At 64.7% G+C, this 17,145-nt stretch carries 18 protein-coding genes; 13 read left to right on the forward strand and 5 right to left on the reverse strand.

Going from position 1 to position 17,145, the window contains the following annotated elements:
• The first annotated feature begins 248 nt into the window (after positions 1-248).
• The gene (locus AOG28_RS03060; protein ID WP_054555278.1) at positions 249-1,937 is read left to right on the forward strand and encodes a deoxyribodipyrimidine photo-lyase; all 1,689 of its coding nucleotides are present in this window, start codon (positions 249-251) and stop codon (positions 1,935-1,937) included.
• A gap of 126 nt (positions 1,938-2,063) precedes the next feature.
• Here the strand turns inward: AOG28_RS03060 and AOG28_RS03065 are convergent, their stop codons facing one another.
• Entirely contained in the window at positions 2,064-2,789 is a 726-nt protein-coding gene (locus AOG28_RS03065; protein ID WP_054555279.1) for a 16S rRNA (uracil(1498)-N(3))-methyltransferase, read from the reverse strand.
• A 197-nt stretch (positions 2,790-2,986) separates the two neighbouring features.
• Between AOG28_RS03065 and phaR the strand changes: the two genes are divergently transcribed.
• The 4 genes from phaR (at position 2,987) to AOG28_RS03085 (ending at position 6,550) form a co-directional block, all read left to right on the forward strand.
• On the forward strand, positions 2,987-3,505 hold the full coding sequence (phaR, locus tag AOG28_RS03070; RefSeq protein WP_054555280.1) for a polyhydroxyalkanoate synthesis repressor PhaR: 519 nt from the start codon (positions 2,987-2,989) through the stop codon (positions 3,503-3,505).
• Positions 3,506-3,670: 165 nt separating this feature from the next.
• Positions 3,671-4,963, forward strand: coding sequence for a phosphoribosylamine--glycine ligase (purD, locus tag AOG28_RS03075; protein ID WP_054555281.1), 1,293 nt, complete (start codon positions 3,671-3,673; stop codon positions 4,961-4,963).
• A 259-nt stretch (positions 4,964-5,222) separates the two neighbouring features.
• Positions 5,223-5,678 (forward strand): acyl-CoA thioesterase, encoded by a 456-nt coding sequence (locus AOG28_RS03080; protein WP_054555282.1) that lies wholly within the window; start codon positions 5,223-5,225, stop codon positions 5,676-5,678.
• Positions 5,678-6,550, forward strand: a complete 873-nt coding sequence (locus AOG28_RS03085; protein ID WP_054555283.1) for a phosphoribulokinase — start codon at positions 5,678-5,680, stop codon at positions 6,548-6,550. The genes AOG28_RS03080 and AOG28_RS03085 overlap by 1 nt, the downstream gene beginning before the upstream one ends.
• Before the next feature lie 40 nt (positions 6,551-6,590).
• Here the strand turns inward: AOG28_RS03085 and AOG28_RS03090 are convergent, their stop codons facing one another.
• On the reverse strand, positions 6,591-7,421 hold the full coding sequence (locus tag AOG28_RS03090; RefSeq protein ID WP_054555284.1) for an RIO1 family regulatory kinase/ATPase domain-containing protein: 831 nt from the start codon (positions 7,419-7,421) through the stop codon (positions 6,591-6,593).
• A 221-nt stretch (positions 7,422-7,642) separates the two neighbouring features.
• On the opposite strand from AOG28_RS03090, the gene AOG28_RS03095 reads away from it, so the two are divergent.
• Complete coding sequence (locus AOG28_RS03095; protein WP_043334727.1) at positions 7,643-7,984, forward strand: histidine triad nucleotide-binding protein; 342 nt, start codon at positions 7,643-7,645, stop codon at positions 7,982-7,984.
• A gap of 242 nt (positions 7,985-8,226) precedes the next feature.
• Positions 8,227-8,892 (forward strand): 2-polyprenyl-3-methyl-6-methoxy-1,4-benzoquinone monooxygenase, encoded by a 666-nt coding sequence (coq7, locus tag AOG28_RS03100; RefSeq protein WP_205700843.1) that lies wholly within the window; start codon positions 8,227-8,229, stop codon positions 8,890-8,892.
• Between the two features lie 165 nt (positions 8,893-9,057).
• Here the strand turns inward: coq7 and AOG28_RS03105 are convergent, their stop codons facing one another.
• On the reverse strand, positions 9,058-9,411 hold the full coding sequence (locus AOG28_RS03105; protein WP_054555285.1) for a hypothetical protein: 354 nt from the start codon (positions 9,409-9,411) through the stop codon (positions 9,058-9,060).
• A 337-nt stretch (positions 9,412-9,748) separates the two neighbouring features.
• Complete coding sequence (locus tag AOG28_RS03110) at positions 9,749-10,585, reverse strand: hypothetical protein (protein WP_054555286.1); 837 nt, start codon at positions 10,583-10,585, stop codon at positions 9,749-9,751.
• 257 nt (positions 10,586-10,842) lie between these two features.
• On the opposite strand from AOG28_RS03110, the gene AOG28_RS18495 reads away from it, so the two are divergent.
• The 6 genes from AOG28_RS18495 to AOG28_RS03140 all read left to right on the forward strand — a co-directional run bounded on the left by AOG28_RS18495 (position 10,843) and on the right by AOG28_RS03140 (position 15,634).
• Positions 10,843-11,352 carry a PepSY domain-containing protein gene (locus AOG28_RS18495; protein ID WP_200906721.1) on the forward strand — a complete coding sequence of 170 codons (510 nt, stop codon included), beginning with the start codon at positions 10,843-10,845 and terminating at the stop codon, positions 11,350-11,352.
• A 151-nt stretch (positions 11,353-11,503) separates the two neighbouring features.
• Positions 11,504-12,202, forward strand: coding sequence for a response regulator transcription factor (locus AOG28_RS03120; RefSeq protein WP_043334723.1), 699 nt, complete (start codon positions 11,504-11,506; stop codon positions 12,200-12,202).
• Positions 12,199-13,563, forward strand: coding sequence for a sensor histidine kinase (locus tag AOG28_RS03125; protein ID WP_043334721.1), 1,365 nt, complete (start codon positions 12,199-12,201; stop codon positions 13,561-13,563). Before AOG28_RS03120 ends, AOG28_RS03125 begins: the two co-directional genes overlap by 4 nt.
• Before the next feature lie 342 nt (positions 13,564-13,905).
• A complete protein-coding gene (locus AOG28_RS03130) occupies positions 13,906-14,571 on the forward strand; it encodes an ankyrin repeat domain-containing protein (protein ID WP_052384714.1) in 666 nt (221 codons plus the stop codon).
• 26 nt (positions 14,572-14,597) lie between these two features.
• Entirely contained in the window at positions 14,598-15,095 is a 498-nt protein-coding gene (locus tag AOG28_RS03135) for a DUF3592 domain-containing protein (RefSeq protein WP_054555287.1), read from the forward strand.
• Entirely contained in the window at positions 15,092-15,634 is a 543-nt protein-coding gene (locus tag AOG28_RS03140) for a retropepsin-like aspartic protease family protein (RefSeq protein WP_054555288.1), read from the forward strand. The genes AOG28_RS03135 and AOG28_RS03140 overlap by 4 nt, the downstream gene beginning before the upstream one ends.
• A gap of 149 nt (positions 15,635-15,783) precedes the next feature.
• Here AOG28_RS03140 and gnd read toward each other — a convergent pair whose 3' ends face one another.
• Positions 15,784-16,767: a phosphogluconate dehydrogenase (NAD(+)-dependent, decarboxylating) gene (gene gnd / locus AOG28_RS03145; RefSeq protein ID WP_043334711.1), complete on the reverse strand. Its 984-nt coding sequence runs from the start codon at positions 16,765-16,767 to the stop codon at positions 15,784-15,786.
• Positions 16,768-17,145 lie beyond the last annotated feature (378 nt).

Here is a 17,145-nt window from a genome sequence, read left to right on the forward strand (position 1 = left end):
TTGCGAGCATGGCCGTATTCCTCCTGAAGCCCCTGGATGACAAGTGTGTGTTCGAGTGGAGACACTTGCGCGATCTTGTTGAAAACATTGATGGAACGTGACCTAACCTCTCGAATGTATCACGCACTTGCACCCCTCGCCAGCGCATGCACGACCCGCCGGAACGCGACATGTACCGTGTGAAGTGTTGTACAAGATGTCTATTTTCTTGTACAAATATTGCACGCCATACGTTCCACGGAGTCATCATGCACGAGGTCGCCAGCATGAATTCGGGCAACGCACCGGAAACCTCTCTGGTGTGGTTGCGTTACGACCTGCGGCTGGAAGACAACCCGCTGTTCGCGCTGCCCCTGTCACGTCGCCCGCATCAGATGCTGGTGATGTATGTCTTCGACCGTCGCTGGCTGACACCGAGCGACGGCTTGCCACGCCTGGGGCCCGCGCGTCTGCGCCTGCTGTGGCAGAGCCTGATGAACCTGCGTGGCATGCTGCTGCGCCGCGGCAGTGACCTGCTGGTGCGCGTCGGGGACCCCGTCGAGGAAGTGCTGACGCAGGTCGCCCAGCATGATGTCCAGTGCCTCGAAGTCAGCCTCGCCGCCGCGCCGGAAGATAGCCGTGCCCTGCAGCAGCTCTCACGGCGCCTGCCGGCCTCGACCCGGCTCCACTGTCATCCCGCTGACCAGATCGCCTTCGACAGCCAGCTGCTGGATGGCCCGCTGCTTGATCGCCTGCTGCCGGGCAGATTCCCCCGCGAAGAGACGGCGCGCCTGCGCGTGGCGCATGAAGCGTCCCGCGTTGTAGATGAGCGGGCGGCTCCCTCCAGTGATCTCAAACTGCGTGACACGGCCTCTGCTGACACAGGTTTTGCTGGCACAGCCTATGCTGACACAGGCGCATCAGACGATCATGACGCCCTGGCGACCTGCGCCGCGCTTGCCTCGCGGGTGCTGCGGGCCAGTGGTGGCGATGACTCTGGCGTGGCCGACCTGATGCTGCCGCCTTGTGCTGTGTTGACGCCGACGCCCGGCACCTTGCAGGCACGCCCTCAGCGCGAGGCTTTGCCGACAGGGCTGAACGAGGAGCAGTGGCGCGCGCTGTGCGAGGCGCAGTCGCCCTTGCAGGGGCTGCCCTATTCCCTGCCGCCGTGGCCCGATTCTGCCTCGCGTGGCTTCCCACCGCTGGATGCCATCTGTGGCTCGGCGCAAGCCTGGCAGCCGGCGACTGCTGGGCTTGCGGAGCTGCAGGGTGGCGAGGAACCCGCCCGCGCATACCTGTCGACCTTGCTGTGGGGCAAGGCCTGGGCGAAGGGAGATGACGGCAAGGGCGATGACGACTGGATAGAAGGGGCGTCCTATCAGCGATCGCACTCTGTCGCTGGCGAAGGCGCTGGTGTGCCGGCGGGGCTGGCGCCCCAGCGGGAGGCGGGGAAGACGCTTGACGCTATGCAATCGATGGCGCGCCCGGCGGATGCATGGCCACTGGCAGCATGGCTGGCGCTGGGTTGCATCAGTCCGCGCCGCATCCTGCAGGTGCTGGATGCCCGCCGCCGCGAGGCGGGTGATGAGGCGATCAATCAGCAGCTGCTGGCCATCGTGCTGCAGCGCGAGTGCTGGCAGCGCATGCTGCGTGACAAGGATGGGGAGGCTCGCGCGGCCTGGTATGGCGCCGCGTTGCGGGAAGACGCCGCAAATGACGCCGCCTTTGCGCGCTGGAGCGAAGGGCGAACCGGCGATGCCCGGGCTGACAAGGCCATGCAGGTGCTGGTACGTGAAGGCTGGTTGCCGTGGTCCGAGCGCAAGTATCTGGCCGGTGCCTGGCTGGAGGACGGCGGCGACTGGCGGTTGGGCGCGCGCTGGTTCGAGCGTTGCCTGCTCGATTACGACGCCGCCATCCACTGGGGCGAATGGCGGCATCTGGCGGGCTTCGATGTGTGATCAGACGGTGTCGATATCACGCCAGTCGTCTAGGAAGATCCAAGCCCTTGTGGCACCTCATCTATGACCTGCTGCTTCTACGACTTGCTGCTACTATGATCTGCTGCTTGTATGACCTGGCGCTCTTCAGCCCAGACGTGCCAATAGCGCCGTGACTGCCGTCTCGACGCGCAGGATGCGCTCGCCCAGATGCACCCCTTCAAAGCCTGCCGCCATGAATTTCTCGACCTCATAGTCCACGAAGCCGCCTTCCGGGCCGATGGCCAGAATCACCGGCTCGCGGACGGCGCGTGGGCATTCATTCGGCATGCCAGGATGGGCGATGATGCCGCGCGGAGGCGTGCCTGATGCTGGCGTCATCAGTGCCGGCAGGCGGTCTTCCACGAAGGGTTTGAACAGTTTCTCGTGGGTCACTGTCGGCATGATGGTGTCACGCGCCTGCTCCAGTCCCAGCACCAGGTGCTGGCGAATCTTGTCTTCCTTGAGCTCCGGCGACTGCCAATAACTCTTCTCGACCCGCCGCGTATGCAGCAGGGTGATGTGCTTCACGCCCAATGCCGTGACGTGTTCCAGCGAGCGTGCCAGCATGCGCGGGCGCGGCAGCGCCAGCAGCAGATGCACGTCGAGTGGCGCCGGCGGCTGACGGTCCAGCGTCAGGCTGAATTCGGCGCTGTCCGCGTCCAGTCGCTCCAGACGGCCACGGCCGATCAGGCCGCCCTCCACCCCCAGCGTCATCTCGTTGCCGACGCTGGCACGATGCACCTCACGCAGATGGCGCAGGCGGCGCGGGTCCGTGACACGTGCATGGTCCTGAGAGGTCAGGTCGTCAGCGCCGAGCAAAATCAGATTCATGGCAATACCGGGGCAGTGGAGGGCGGGATGCATCGCTTACAGACAGCGGCAAGCGGGCGTTATTCTAGCATGTCGTGCATGCTGACCCGACGGGGACAGCGTTGGCATGGCGTCAATGGCTGACGCGTGGAGACGCCTTTTCTTGCAGTCCCCCCCCTTGAGTGCACAATGAAGAAAAATCGACAGGAGCCTGACACGTGCGAGTGATCCGCAAATATGCCAATCGGCGCCTATACGACACCGAGCAGAGCCGCTACGTGACCCTGGAAGACCTGCGCAGCCTGGTGCTGGCGGAAGAGGTCTTCAAGGTCGAGGACGCCAAGAGCGGTGAGGACCTCACGCGCACCATCCTGCTGACCATCATCATCGAGCAGGAGCAGGGCGAGGGCGAGGCCGAGGTCTTCTCCAACGAGCTGCTGGAGCAGTTCATCCGCATCTATGCGATGGCCAAGCCGTTGCCGCTGGCCGGTTATCTGGAGCAGGGCACGCGCCTGATGATGGAGCAGCAGCAGCGCATGCAGGAGCAGTGGTCCCAGGCCATGCGTCACTCGCCGATGGAGATGATGCGCGAGGTCGCCGAAGAGAACCTGCGCCTCTGGCAGCAGGCCATGGGCGCTGGCATGGGCGCTGGCAAGAGCGCCTCACGCTCACAGCCGAGCGATGCGGATGCGGCGCCTGATGAGTCGGACACGCCGCCGGACGATGAGCGGCGCTGAGTGTGACACCGTGTCAGATCCAGCTTTCACATAAATTCATCGTGATGTGAAAAGGGGCGCCCCGAGCAGGGCGCCTTTCTGCCATAATGCGCAGCCTGATATTTCCTCGGTAGCTCGCGCCATGCGGGTAGCCCTGATCCTCACTGGCTCATGAAGGTTGAAAAGATGAAGGTCCTGATCATCGGCGGCGGTGGCCGCGAACATGCGCTGGCCTGGAAGGCCGCCCAGTCATCCCGTGTCGAGGAGGTCTTCGTGGCGCCCGGCAATGCGGGTACGGCGCGCGAGTCCAAGCTGACCAATCTGGCGATTGCCGCTGACGATCTCGATGCGCTGGTCGCCTTCGCGCGTGACAACGCCATCGAGCTGACCATCGTCGGCCCGGAAGCGCCGCTGGTGATCGGCGTGGTCGATCGCTTCCGCGAAGCGGGGCTCAAGTGCTTCGGCCCGACGGCCGGTGCCGCCCAGCTGGAAGGCTCCAAGGCCTTCACCAAGGACTTCCTGGCGCGTCATGCCATCCCGACCGGCGACTACGCGACCTTCGCGGAGGTCGATGCTGCGCTTGAGTACCTGGCGGCCCATCCGGCGCCCATCGTCATCAAGGCCGATGGCCTGGCGGCAGGCAAGGGTGTCGTGGTCGCGATGAGCGACGAGGAGGCCCGCGCCGCGGTGCGTGACATGCTCGAGGACAACGCCTTCGGCGATGCCGGCGCACGTGTGGTGATCGAGGAATTCCTCGACGGCGAGGAAGCCAGCTTCATCGTGATGGTCGACGGCGAGAACGTGCTGCCGATGGCCACCAGTCAGGATCACAAGCGCGTCGGCGAAGGCGACACCGGCCCCAACACCGGCGGCATGGGGGCCTACTCTCCGGCGCCGGTGGTGACGGCTGACGTTCACCAGCGCGTGATGGACGAGATTATCCTGCCCACCGTGCATGGCATGGCGGCCGAAGGCCATCCCTATACCGGTTTCCTGTATGCCGGTCTGATGATCGATGCCCAGGGCGCGCCGAAGATCATCGAATACAACTGCCGCTTCGGTGACCCGGAAACCCAGCCGATCATGGTGCGTCTGAAGTCCGATCTGGTCGCGCTGTGTCTGGCCGCCGAAGACGGGCGTCTCGACACCCAGACCTGCGAGTGGGATTCCCGCGCGGCGGTCGGCGTGGTGCTGGCAGCTGGCGGCTACCCGGCCAGCTACCGCAAGGGTGATGTCATCAGCGGCTTCGACGCTGCCGAAGCGACCGGCTGCAAGGTCTTCCATGCCGGAACCGCCGAGCAGGATGGCCAGGTCGTCACCAGCGGTGGTCGCGTGCTGTGTGTCACCGCACTGGGCGACAGCGTCGCGGCGGCCACCGAGCGTGCCTATGAAGGCGTCGATGCCATCAGCTGGCAGGACATGCTGGTGCGTCGCGACATCGCCTGGCGCGCCATCGCTCGCGAGCGCGGCGATAGCTGAAAGCGCTGAGTCGCACGGGCCATCGCCCCGCGACATGCCTGCTTCACGACAAGACCCGGCCTCAGGCCGGGTCTTGTCGTTGGGGCGTCTCTGGACGCCCTGAGCGCCTACGACCATCGTGTCGGGGTCTGGTCATGTCGGTGTCGGGCATGCGATAACCCTAGTCATCCTATATTCCTTCTTGAGGCAGACCGGCGTCGAAAGATGGCGTCGCCGTCCGCCCTGAACCCTTTTCCTGTCTCGCCGACAAGGAGTCTGCATGGACCGTATCCGGCTTGAATTTCCGGTTTCCCGCCTGGTACATCGCCACCCGATGACGATTCGGGTCAGCGACATCAACTATGGCCAGCACCTGGGTCACGACAGCGTAGTCAGCCTGGCGCACGAGGCGCGGGGCCAGGCCTGGCAGTCGCTGGGCTTCCCCGAATGGAACATCGATGGGCTGATGAGCATCGTCGCGGATCTCGCCGTGCAGTATCAGGGCGAGGGCCGGCTGGGTGACGCCCTCGTGGTGGAAACGGCCATCGACAGCGTGTCCGGCAAGGGACTTGGTGTCCATCACCGCCTGCTGCGTGTCAGCGATGACGCGGTGCTGGCGACGCTGCGCGTCGGGCTGGTGTTCACTGGCGAGCAGGGGCTGGCGGAGCCAAGCGCGCGCGCCAGTGCCGCCATCGAGCAGGCCGTCTCAGCCATGTCGTCTCGGGTAGCCAACTGATGTCGCGGGAATATCCGATCATCGCCGTGACGGGGTCTTCCGGCGCGGGCACCACCACCGTCATGCGCACCTTCGAGCGCATGTTCTCGCGTGAGGCGATTCATGCCGCCTACGTGGATGGGGATGCCTTTCACCGTTATACCCGTGACGAGCTGGTGCGCATGTTTCAGGAGGTGCCGGAGCGCAAGCGCGAGCTGTCTCACTTCGCGGTCGAGGCCAACCAGCTGGATCGTCTGGAAGCGCTGTTCGTCGAATATGGCGAGCAGGGCTCCGGCACGCATCGCCACTACATTCATGCCGAAGACAAGCGCATGATCGAGGCCGGCTACAAGGTCGGCACCTTCACCGAATGGCAGTCGCTGCCGGACTGTACGGACCTGCTGTTCTACGAGGGGCTGCATGGCGGGCTGGTGACGCCGGAGCATGACATCGCGCGTCATGTCGATCTGCTGATCGGGGTGGCGCCGACCATGAATCTGGAGTGGATCCAGAAGATCGATCGCGACACCAAGCTGCGCGGGCACTCCCAGGAAGCGGTGGTGGACACCATCCTGAGCCGCATGGATGACTACGTGCGCTACATCCAGCCGCAGTTCTCACGCACGCACATCAACTTCCAGCGCGTGCCGACGGTGGATACCTCCAACCCCTTCGAACCGCAGGATATCCCGACGGACGCCGAGTCGATGGTCGTGATCCACTTCCGCGATCCCGGCAGTGTCGATTTCCCGTTCCTGCTCGCGATGATCCAGGGTTCATTCATGTCGCGCCCGCATACGCTGGTGGTGCCCGGCGCGTTGATGGCACTGGCCATCGAGCTGATCATCACGCCGCTGGTCAAGAGCCTGCTGGCGCAGCGGCGGTTCCGCTAGTCACAGACATGAAGACGAAGGGGGCTGGGCTCGGGCTGGCTCAGTGCTTGCGGCCCTTGAGGCGTGGCAGGATGCCTTTCTTCCAGACGCGCAGGGCGCGATTCAGGCGGCCGCTGCGGATCAGCAGGCGCGCCTCGCGGGTGCTCAACGGCAGGCCGAGGGTGCGTTGCTTGAGCTTCAGCGAGTGACGCAGGTCGAAGCGGCGCATCATGCGCGCAAGAGTGGCTGTGCCCGGCAGGCGCGGCAGGCGGACGGCAGAGGTGAAGTCGATCAGGACCGGCACGCCATCGCGCAGCACGACGTTGGAGCCACGGATGTCGTTGTGGGCCATCTGACGCTGATGGAGTTGCTGCACGACGAGAATCAGTTGCTGACTGAGGCGGGCATCCGTCACGTCATCCAGGGCGGCATCACTCAGCAACGGCCCGGGAATGTACTCCATCGCCAGCGACAGCGGTGACAGGCGCGCCACGGCGCGGGGGGCGTGTGTCCAGTCGCCCAGACGCTCGAGCATCTTCAGCTCGTGGCGTACCAGCCAGCGTGCCATCAATGCCGCCGGCGTGCCGGCATAGCGGCGGTAATCCTTGCAGACCACCGGCTGGCCATTGAGGTGCGTGATATAGACCTCGGCCTTGAGAAAGCCCTTGGCACGCTGCAGGAACTCGCCCGGGGCCTGCTCGCCGTCAATACGCGCGACCCTGGGCGCGGCACGTAGTGCCGCCCGCGCCTTCTCGGCGCGCGTAGGCTCAGCGCGATCAACGGCGGGGGCGCCGACAGTGGCCGGTCGTGTCTCGCCGTGAGCGCCAAGGCCGGCCTCCAGTTCGTGGTTGGCCTTGCGCAGGGAGGAATCTTGGCGAGTGAACACGGGCATGACGGGCGGCTTCTCGTTAGCGGGATAACAATGATTATCCTACTGTTTTCCTCATTCGCCCACTGGCAGCGGTGAATCAGTCTGTTTCCCTAAAGGCGACATTGCCCTGTCCGCCAACTGGCCCGCGTTTTCCTGCGTCTGCCCTTGGCCTGTTGCCCGGCTGGCGCTACGCTGGCAGGCCACGCTGCCGTGGGCAGCCCCACTTCAAGGGAGAAGGTGTCATGGACTGTCTGTTCTGCAAGATCATCAACCGCGAGATTCCCGCCGATATCGTCTATGAGGATGATGAGGTGCTGGCCTTCAATGACATCAATCCGCAGGCGCCGACCCATGTGTTGATCATCCCCAAGCAGCACATCGCCACGCTCAACGATATCGAGGAGCATCAGCTGGCTACGGTAGGGCGCCTGCAGTACACCGCCGCCAGACTGGCGAAGGACTACGGTTTTGCCGAGGGCGGTTATCGCGTGGTGATGAACTGCAATGAAGATGGCGGCCAGACGGTCTATCATATTCATATGCACCTGATGGGTGGTCGCCGCTTCACATGGCCGGCTGGCTGAGCCGGCATAGAGCAGGCGCCTGTACCGGCGGTTCGCGGGCAGGTAGCGGCTAGCGATAACAAGCGCGCGGCACACAGGCGCATACCGGCAATGTCGTGAAAACGGCATTGCCGGTTTTGCATTTGGGAAGCCACGGCGCAAGGGAGCCGGTCAGGCCTCGCCCGGCGACACTCTGCCCCTTACCGTCGCGGGCTGGCTTGCGTAAGATGGCCTCATTGCTCACGCCGTGCAGGAGTCTCCCCATGCCGCATTCCGATGCCATTTCGGCGCAACGTCATCACAGCCGCGCCGATCAGTTGATCCATCAGTTCGACACCGTACTGCGTACCCTGGTGCCACATGCCGCCCAGCCGTCGCGTCCCTCTCCGGCGGGCGACATCCATGACGAAGCGATCAGCGACGAAGAGCGTCAGCACGCCGCTGGCCTGATGCGCATCAATCACACCGGCGAGGTGTGTGCCCAGGCGCTCTATCAGGGTCAGGGGTTCACGGCGCGTCTGCCCGAAACGCGCACGCAGATGGAGCTGGCTGCCCAGGAAGAGATCGATCACCTGGCCTGGTGCGATGCGCGACTCGTCGAGCTGGATGCCAATACCAGCCTGCTCAATCCGCTGTTCTACATGACGAGCTTTGCGCTCGGGGCGGCGGCTGGCGCCATCAATGACAAGGTCAGCCTCGGGTTCGTGGCCGCGACCGAAGAACTGGTCGGCGAGCACCTGTCGAAGCACCAGCAGACGCTGCCCGAGGGCGATCAGCGCTCACGTGCCGTGTTGCGCCAGATGGAAATCGACGAAGCCCATCATGAGCAGTGGGCGCTGGAAGCCGGTGGTCATCGCTTCCCGGGGCCGCTGAAGAGCGCCATGCGCCTGATGTCCAAGGTGATGACGGCCAGCGTCTATCGGGTGTGATGGTCAGACGCCTGAGCCTGCCTTGGCAGCTTCAGGACGCTACAACGCAAAAGGCCGCCCCATGGGGCGGCCTTTGTGTTTTTGGCGAACGTCGTGATGATCAATGCGAGACGATCATTGCGAGTCGGCCAGTGTGAGACGTTCAGCGGTCTCTGGTGTCAGGGCTTATTCCTTGACCTGGTACTCACCGTCCAGCGTCTCGGTGCTGCTGCCGTCTTCACGCGTGGCATCACGCGAGTAGTTCTGGCGGCCACTGGCCTTGTCCTGGGCCTCCTGCATGCGCTGCTGCATCTCGCTCATGCGCTTTTTCATGCGACGGCGGATGAAGGGCAGCATGATGATGCCGAGTATCATCATCACCAGCGCCGCGAACAGGCTGAAGATCATGACCACGCCACCGATCAGCCAGGCGGCGACCAGCTTGAGGCCGGACAGGCCATTGGAGGGGCGTTGGTTGCCTGCATTGGCCTGCCATTGGCGAGCCTGGTTCCACAGAGTGTTGTGCTGTTGGCCTTGCATGTGTCTTCTCCACGATAGAGCCGGGCCGTCAGGCCGGGCGAGGATGACCCGATAGGTGAAAGTGGGTGGTCGGGGATATCGGGTCAGGGAAACAGGGGTATTGCCCTCCCGGCGCAACTGGCATTCGTGCTCTGGGCCGGGGGATGGGTAAGTGGGGCTCGATGCGACGCACTTTTGCATGAGGCGCTTGATGGCATCGGGCGGCCGGTTGACTCGTTCAGCATCGAAGTTGGCATCGTTGCCGTCAAGCGGCTTCGGCGTTGATCCAGCGCTGGATGTCAGGTTCAGTCCCTGAACCACTTCAAGGCACGGTGGCTGGTCAAACGGGTCGATCAGTTCACGGCCGGTAATCCGGATTCATGGACACGCTGGCGGCGAGGTTGAAAGCGTTGCCCGGCAGCGGCATGTTCAATGTCATCCGTTGCGGCCTGCCTTGCGCATCGCGCCCGTGAATCTGGATGGCGTGCGCAGCGACTTCGACGCTCTGTACACTCTTGATGCCGTCGACAGCGGCAAAATTCAAGGTCTGGCGCATGCTGTCGCCATCGATGGCCTTGTCGCCGGGCGCGGAATCACTCTGGCGCAGCGCTTCGCTGATGAATTCTCCATCGGCGAGATTGATGGCCAGTTCCATCTGCCACCCATTATGCCCCCAGCCCGTGAACTGAACATGATCGTCGCGGATATCCATCGTGCTGAATTCCATCATGCCCTTGCGACTGGCGTGGATCATCATCTGCGTGAGCAGCTCTGGCGCGAGCCCTTGAGTAGTCGCGGCGTCAGAGATATCCGTCGCAGGCTTTCCGGCTGTGCGGGTGGCGGCCGTGTCCAGCGCGCTATCCTCCGCATCATTTCCGAGCGTGGCGTGCGCCTTGCCATCATCTGAGTGCTCGGTAGTCGAGGGCCCATTTGCAGAGAGCCCTGCGGTCGAGAGTTCTGCCGCCGACAGCTGATGGCGCACCGGCAGGTCCTCGATGCCATTGGCATAGGCGGGAGCCGAGCCCAGCATCAGGCCGAGTGCGCTGACGCCCAGGCCGTGTCGCCAGTGCTGGACTGCGCGGCTGGCGAGCCAGAAGCGTGACGGGGCGGTGCCTGCGGCCGAGGATGGCGGCTGCCGGGATGCGGAGTCTGATTCACGAACGGGAGCAATACGGGACGCGGCTGATGGGGACATGACACCCTCCTCAAGGATGGCTGGGCATGGCGCTCACTGTGGGCCAGGCGACCTTGCGCGACGCTGAGACGTGAATTCATCTGAGGTTCATTGCCTCCTGTCAGTCTCTGCATCACAGGGTCAGTGGTTGCTCTCGCGTTGGTCCGCGTTGTTCCAACGCAGGTTTGATTGCACATTCCGTTGCTAGATTGAGCGCCACGCGCAAGCGCCCGCCTTGGGCGCACACCAGCCCGCCGTCATTCACGAGGTTCCTCTTCATGCAGACTCCCCACAAGGCTCAGCCAGACGCCCGTGCAGCGCGTGGCAGTCAATGGCGGCAACGCTATGTCTGGCTGTGCCTCGGGCTCGGGAGCCTGCTGGTCGGAGCACTGGCACTGCCGCCGCATGCGCTGTGTGACAGCGAGCGCTGGCGCAGCCTGCACGACGAAGTCGCCGCCGGACGTGTCATTTCGTTGTCCGAGCTGCTCGATAGCCTCGAGCGCGACTGGCTGGGTCAGGTGGTCGAGGTGGAACTCGAAGAGACGCATGGCGAGCTGATCTATGAGGTCGAGATGCTCGGGCCACAGGGCCAGATGGCCAGATTCACCGTGCGCGCCTCGGATGGCAGTCTGCGTGAGGTGCGCGGCGTCAATCTGGATGCCATGCGTCGCGCTGGCAGCGGTTCCTTGTCTGAGCCTCTGACCAAGCCCCTGACCAGGCCCCTGCCCGAGACGGCCGACGCGCCGCTCGTGACTGACGGCGCCAATGCCGAGGTCGAGAGTCAGTAGGACGAGGCAGGCAGTCGCCAGGCCAGGTAGTGCCAGCGCAGGCTGTGACAAGGGCGCGAGGGTGCCTGGCGGCCCTGAGGAACGGTATGCTAGTGCCATTGTCCATTGCGCCACCGGTAGAACGCCGCTTGCGTCAGGAGCCCGAGAATCGATGAAGATATTGCTGGTTGAAGATGACATGCCGTTGGCCGAAGCGCTGATGGCGCGCCTGGGGGAAGCCGATGTACTGGTCGAGCATGCCACCACCGGGGGAGACGCCGACTTTTTGATCCAGACCGAGAGCTACGATGCCGTAGTGTTGGATCTCGGCCTGCCGGACGGTGATGGCACGCGCTGGCTGGCCCAGTGGCGGGAAGCCGGCATCGAGGTGCCGGTGCTGGTGCTGACCGCGCGCGAGCGCTGGTCTGACAAGGCCGCCGGCTTCTCTGCCGGCGCCGATGATTACGTCACCAAGCCCTTCGAGACCGCCGAGGTCATCTTCCGTCTGCGCGCCCTGGTACGGCGCTCACGCGGCCATGCCCACCCCGTGCTCAAGCTGGGTGATCTGGCCTGTGACACCCATGGCGGTACCGTCAGTCTGGCGGGGCGCCCCGTGTCGCTGACCGCCCAGGAAACGCGCCTGCTGATGCACCTGATGCACGCCGTGCCCGGTGTGGTCAGCCGTTCTGAACTGGTCGAGCATGTCTATGACCGCGACCACGAACCCGATTCCAATGTCATCGACGTGCAGATCAGCCGTCTGCGCCGCAAGCTGGGTGCCGAGCGCATCGAGACGCTGCGCGGGCGTGGCTATCGCCTGCGTGATCCGGACGCCGAGACACAGACGCCGGCGGATGGCAGCGACGCATGAAGCCACTGTCCGTCGGCCGCCGCTTGCTGGGCGGCTCGCTGGTCATTGCCTTGATCGTCATGCCGCTGACCGGGCTCGGTCTGGCCTGGAGCTTCCGTGACGCCGTGACTACCGCCTTCGACCAGCGCCTGCTGTCGCTGTCGAAGGTGCTGATCGCCGCCATCCAGTTCGACCGCGAGAAGGGCCGCCCCGGCCTGACACGCTCGCTGGGCGACCCACGCTTCGATCAGGCCTATTCGGGCTGGTACTGGCAGATTTCCGATCGCAACGGCAATGTGCTGACGTCGCGCTCGCTGTGGGACCAGCGACTGCCGCCGCTGGAAGACATGGACAAGGGCGTCATCATCAGCCGTGACCTCAAGGGCCCGCGCCATCAGGTGTTGCGCTCCCTCGAGCGCGATATCCGCCTGCCCGGCCGCAACCAGCCACTGCACGTGATGGTGGCGGCCAGTCGTAGTGAGGTCGACGCCGAGGTCGCGCGCTTCGAGTGGCTGCTGGCGGGCGCGCTGGTGGCCTTGGCATCGCTTTTGGTGTGCGGCTCTGCCGCGCAGATCAGCTGGGGGCTGGCGCCTCTGCGGCGCCTGCGGGCTCGCCTCAAGAAGGTTGCCGACGGCGAGGCGGAGCGGCTGGAAGAGACCCGTCTGCCGCCGGAGCTGACCGAGCTGACCCGCGCCATCAATGCCGTGCTCGAGCGAGATCAGCGCTTGATCGAGCGTGGGCGTGCGGCGGCCGGCAATCTGGCGCATGCCCTCAAGACGCCGGTCAGCGTGCTCAAGGCGCAGTCCGAGCGCTTCGACGGCGAGGACCGTGCGCGGATCGACGCCGAGCTCAAACGTATCGATGAAGCCGTGCGCCACCACCTGGCGCGTGCCAGTGCCGCCGGTGGCGCGCATCTCAGCGGGCGCATCAGCCTGCGTGAGGCGGCGGGGCCGGTCTTCGAGGGGCTAGGGCGCTTGGCGAGTCGGCGTGGCATCACGCTCAGTCTGGCGCTAGAGGACGACGCCAGCGTGCGGGTCGACCCGCAGGACCTGCAGGAAATGGTCGGTAACCTGCTCGAGAACGCCTTGCAGTGGGCTCGCCAGCAGGTGCGCGTCAGCAGCGAGACCCGCGATGGCGGCGTGCTGTTGATCATCGAGGACGACGGCCCTGGCATGAATGAAGAAGAGGGCGCTGCCGCGCTGGGGCGTGGGGCGCGTCTTGATGAAGGGCGCTCCGGTTCCGGTCTGGGGCTGGCGATCGTCGATGATCTGATGGCGCTCTATGGGGGCGAGCTGGCACTTGAGCGCTCCAGCCTGGGCGGCCTGGCGGCACGCGTCTGGCTGCCGAGCTCCCCGCTGGTCGGGGCGCAGCCGAAGGAGTGACAGGGCGCCGCCACGTTTATCAGTGGTCTTGTCTTGATAGTTCAGCGCTATCACAGCCATCCCGAGAGATGATTGGGCGCGGGCAGGGCGACATCGTATTCTGACGGTGTCCGGCTGGCAGCCGGACGGGCTTCGTTTCTGAGTCTCGTCTGCCGCGCCCTGCGGTGATGACGAACTGGCGCTCCTTCGGGAGCGCTTTTTTTTTGCCTGTCATTCGTCACGCCATGCCTGATCGGCGATGCTCAAGGCGCCGATTGAACGCTGGCGGGGCTAACGGTCACGCTCAGGATCGCATAGGCTGTCAGAGAGTAAGCATCCGTTGCCGGGCGTCAGGAGGTGGTGATGAAGGACATGACAATGTGTGCTCAGCATGGCGATCTGGAGGGCCTGGCACAGGCATTGGCCGCTCCCGATGCGCACGAGCGAGTCAATGACGTGGATTATCGCGGGCGCTCGCCATTGCTGGTCGCGGTGCAGGCCAATCAGCCGGAGGCGGTGGAGGCCCTGCTGGCCGCCGGCGCCGATTGCGAGCAGACCGATGCCCTGCACGACACGCCCCTGCTGGCTGCGGCCGCACTCGGCTATGGCCGCTGCCTGAGCCGGCTGCTGGCGCATGGCGCCTCGGCGACGGTGCTCAATCGCTTCTCTTCCACTGCGCTGATGTCGGCCAGTGAGCGTGGCCATGCCGATATCTGCCGTCAGCTGCTCGAGGAGACCGATGTCGACGTCAATCACCAGAATACGCTCGGCTGGACGGCACTGATCGAGGCCGTGTTGCTGGGGGATGGCGGCGTTGACTATCAACGTGTCGTCGAGCAGCTGCTGGCCCACGGTGCCGACGTCAATCTGGCGGACGCCGAAGGTGTCACGCCGCTGGCGCATGCGCGCTGGCGCCAGTTCGAGGCGCTGAGCGAGAGGCTGGAAGCGGCCGGCGGACACGAGCAGGGCGTTGCCCATGACGTGAGCGACGACGTCCAGGCCCGTACCTCGACACCGCGTCGTGCATGATAGCACCGACCACAAGGAGGCATCGCATGGCGTTGACCTGGGGACTGATCATCATCGGCATCGCCTTGATGCTGCTCGGTGGCTATCGCTGGCAGCAGGCACAGTCCTTCGCCCGCAACAGCGCACAGGTGATGGGCGAGGTCATCAATCACGACCGTACGCTGCACGTCGAAGGGCGTGGCCCGATCCATCTGCCCAAGGGCGGCAGGCTCAGCGAGGATGAGGCCCTGGCGATGGCGGGGCTGCCGCCGGGTGGGCGCTTCAATATCGAGTCGATCCAGTATGCGCCCGTGGTGCGCTATCAGGATCAGCGTGATGGCTGGCACGAGATCATCTCGCCGCTGGCGGTGCCCTCGCCGACACCCGCCGTTGGGGAGAGCGTGGCGCTGGTCTATCGCCTCGACGCCCCGCATGAGGCCAGCCTGCCGGGAACGCGCGGCTGGCTGATCGGGGTGCCGTTGATTCTCGGCTTCGCACTGTGCGCCGTCGGCCTACGCCTGCTGTTGCGGGGTGGTGGTGGATGAGTGATTCAGGGGGCGGCGCGACCCGCCGTTATGGTGTCGGCATGCTGGTGCTGTGCTGGGCGCTGATTCTCGCCATGCTGGTGTGGTGGTTTCAGGACCAGCTTGATGAGCGCACCCGGCCCAATGCCTCGCTGGCTGGCCAGTCGCTGTCATCCGGCGAGCCGCTGACGCTGTCGCGCAACCGCTCAGGGCACTTCGTGGCCCCCGGTACGATCAATGATCAGCCGGTGACCTTCCTGCTCGATACCGGCGCCACCTATGTTTCAGTGTCCGAAGCGCTGGCCGAGCGCCTGCAGCTGCCACGCGGGCGAGATGCGCGCTTCACCACCGCAAATGGCGTCAGCCACGGTGCCCTGACCACACTGGATACCGTCAGTCTGGCGGGGCTCAGCCAGCGCGAGGTGCGCGGGGCCATCGTGCCGGGCATGCATGATGAGGTGGTGCTGCTGGGAATGAGTTTCCTGGGAGAGTTCGATATCAACATGCGCGGTCAGCAGATGACGCTGACGCCGGTGGATGGCGCTGGCGGCGGCCGATAACGCCATTGGCTGACACAGATGGCTGACAGGGCTGGCAAGAAGGTCAGCTGACACTCCACCGCTCTGTCAGCAGGCCCCGCAAACGACAACGCCCCGCTCATGATCTCCATGAGCGGGGCGTTTCACGTCTGGCGTGTCAGAGCAGGTGCTCAGTCTTTCCTGGGCGGCTCGACATGGCCACCGAAGCCGAAGCGCATTGCCGACAGCAGGCGGTTGGCGTAGGTGTTTTCCTTGCGCGAGCTGAAGCGCGAGAAGAGCGCATTGGCCAGCACCGGCACGGCGACACCCTGCTCGACGGCGGCATCGACGGTCCAGCGGCCTTCGCCACTGTCGGAGACGGCACCGCTGTAGTGGTCCAGACGCTCGTCACCGGCCAGGGCCTGGGCGGTCAGGTCGAGCAGCCAGGAAGACACCACGCTGCCACGACGCCACACCTCGGCGATATCGGCCAGATTGAGGTCGAAGCGCTGATCTTCCGGCAGGGCGTCGGAGCCCTTGCTCTGCATCAGCTCGAAGCCCTCGGCATAAGCCTGCATCAGGCCGTACTCGATGCCGTTGTGGACCATCTTCACGTAGTGACCGGCACCGACCGGACCGGCGTGGATGTAGCCGCGCTCGGCGCGCTCGTCCGGGGCGTTGCGGCCCTTGGTGCGCTCGAGATCGCCATAGCCCGGGGCAAGAGTATCGAACAGCGGCTCGAGATGCTCGAACACGGCCTTCTCGGCGCCGATCATCATGCAGTAGCCGCGCTCCAGGCCCCACACGCCGCCGGAAGTGCCCACATCGACGTAGTTCAGGCCCTTCAGCTTGAGGGCCGTGGCACGGCGGATGTCGTCCTTGTAGAAGGTGTTGCCGCCATCGATGATGGTGTCGCCGGCTTCCATCAGCTCGGCCAGCGTGGCGATGGTCTGCTCGGTGATCTCGCCAGCCGGCAGCATGACCCAGACGGCGCGCGGCGCCTCGAGCTGCTGAACCAGTTCCACGAGGCTATCGACGTGCGTCGCACCGTCGGCGACCAGTGACTGGGCGATTGCCGCGTCACGATCATGGGCGACCACTTCGTGGCCATTGCGCATCAAGCGACGAGCGATATTGCCGCCCATGCGGCCGAGTCCGATGATACCGAGTTGCATGTTCGTTCCTTTCACGTGAAGCCGGGGAGAGTCGGGACGGCGCGAAGCCTACCCTGTGCGGGCGCTGGACGCAAAAACGGGCCATATCAATGACATGGCCCGTTCGTTTTCTGCTGATCAGTTCGGAGTGGAGCGATAATGCTCAGGCACTTTCACTGTCTTTCCAGAAGGTGATGTCCGGGTGTGCGGTGGGACATGTACCTTCTTCTTGCCGCTTTGAGTTTTAGCCATGGCTAATCTCCTCAATCGGTGGGGCGGCCAACTTGATCTTGGCTAACCAGAAGGAGACAATGCCTCCGCATTTGGTAGCTAGCCTACCTGAGCATTTTGGGGTGACCACACGCCCTGACGCTCGAGACGCCCGAAGTTGCAGCTTCG

The sequence above is a fragment of the Cobetia sp. UCD-24C genome (assembly GCF_001306765.1).
In the GTDB taxonomy this organism is placed as follows: Bacteria; Pseudomonadota; Gammaproteobacteria; order Pseudomonadales; family Halomonadaceae; genus Cobetia; species Cobetia amphilecti.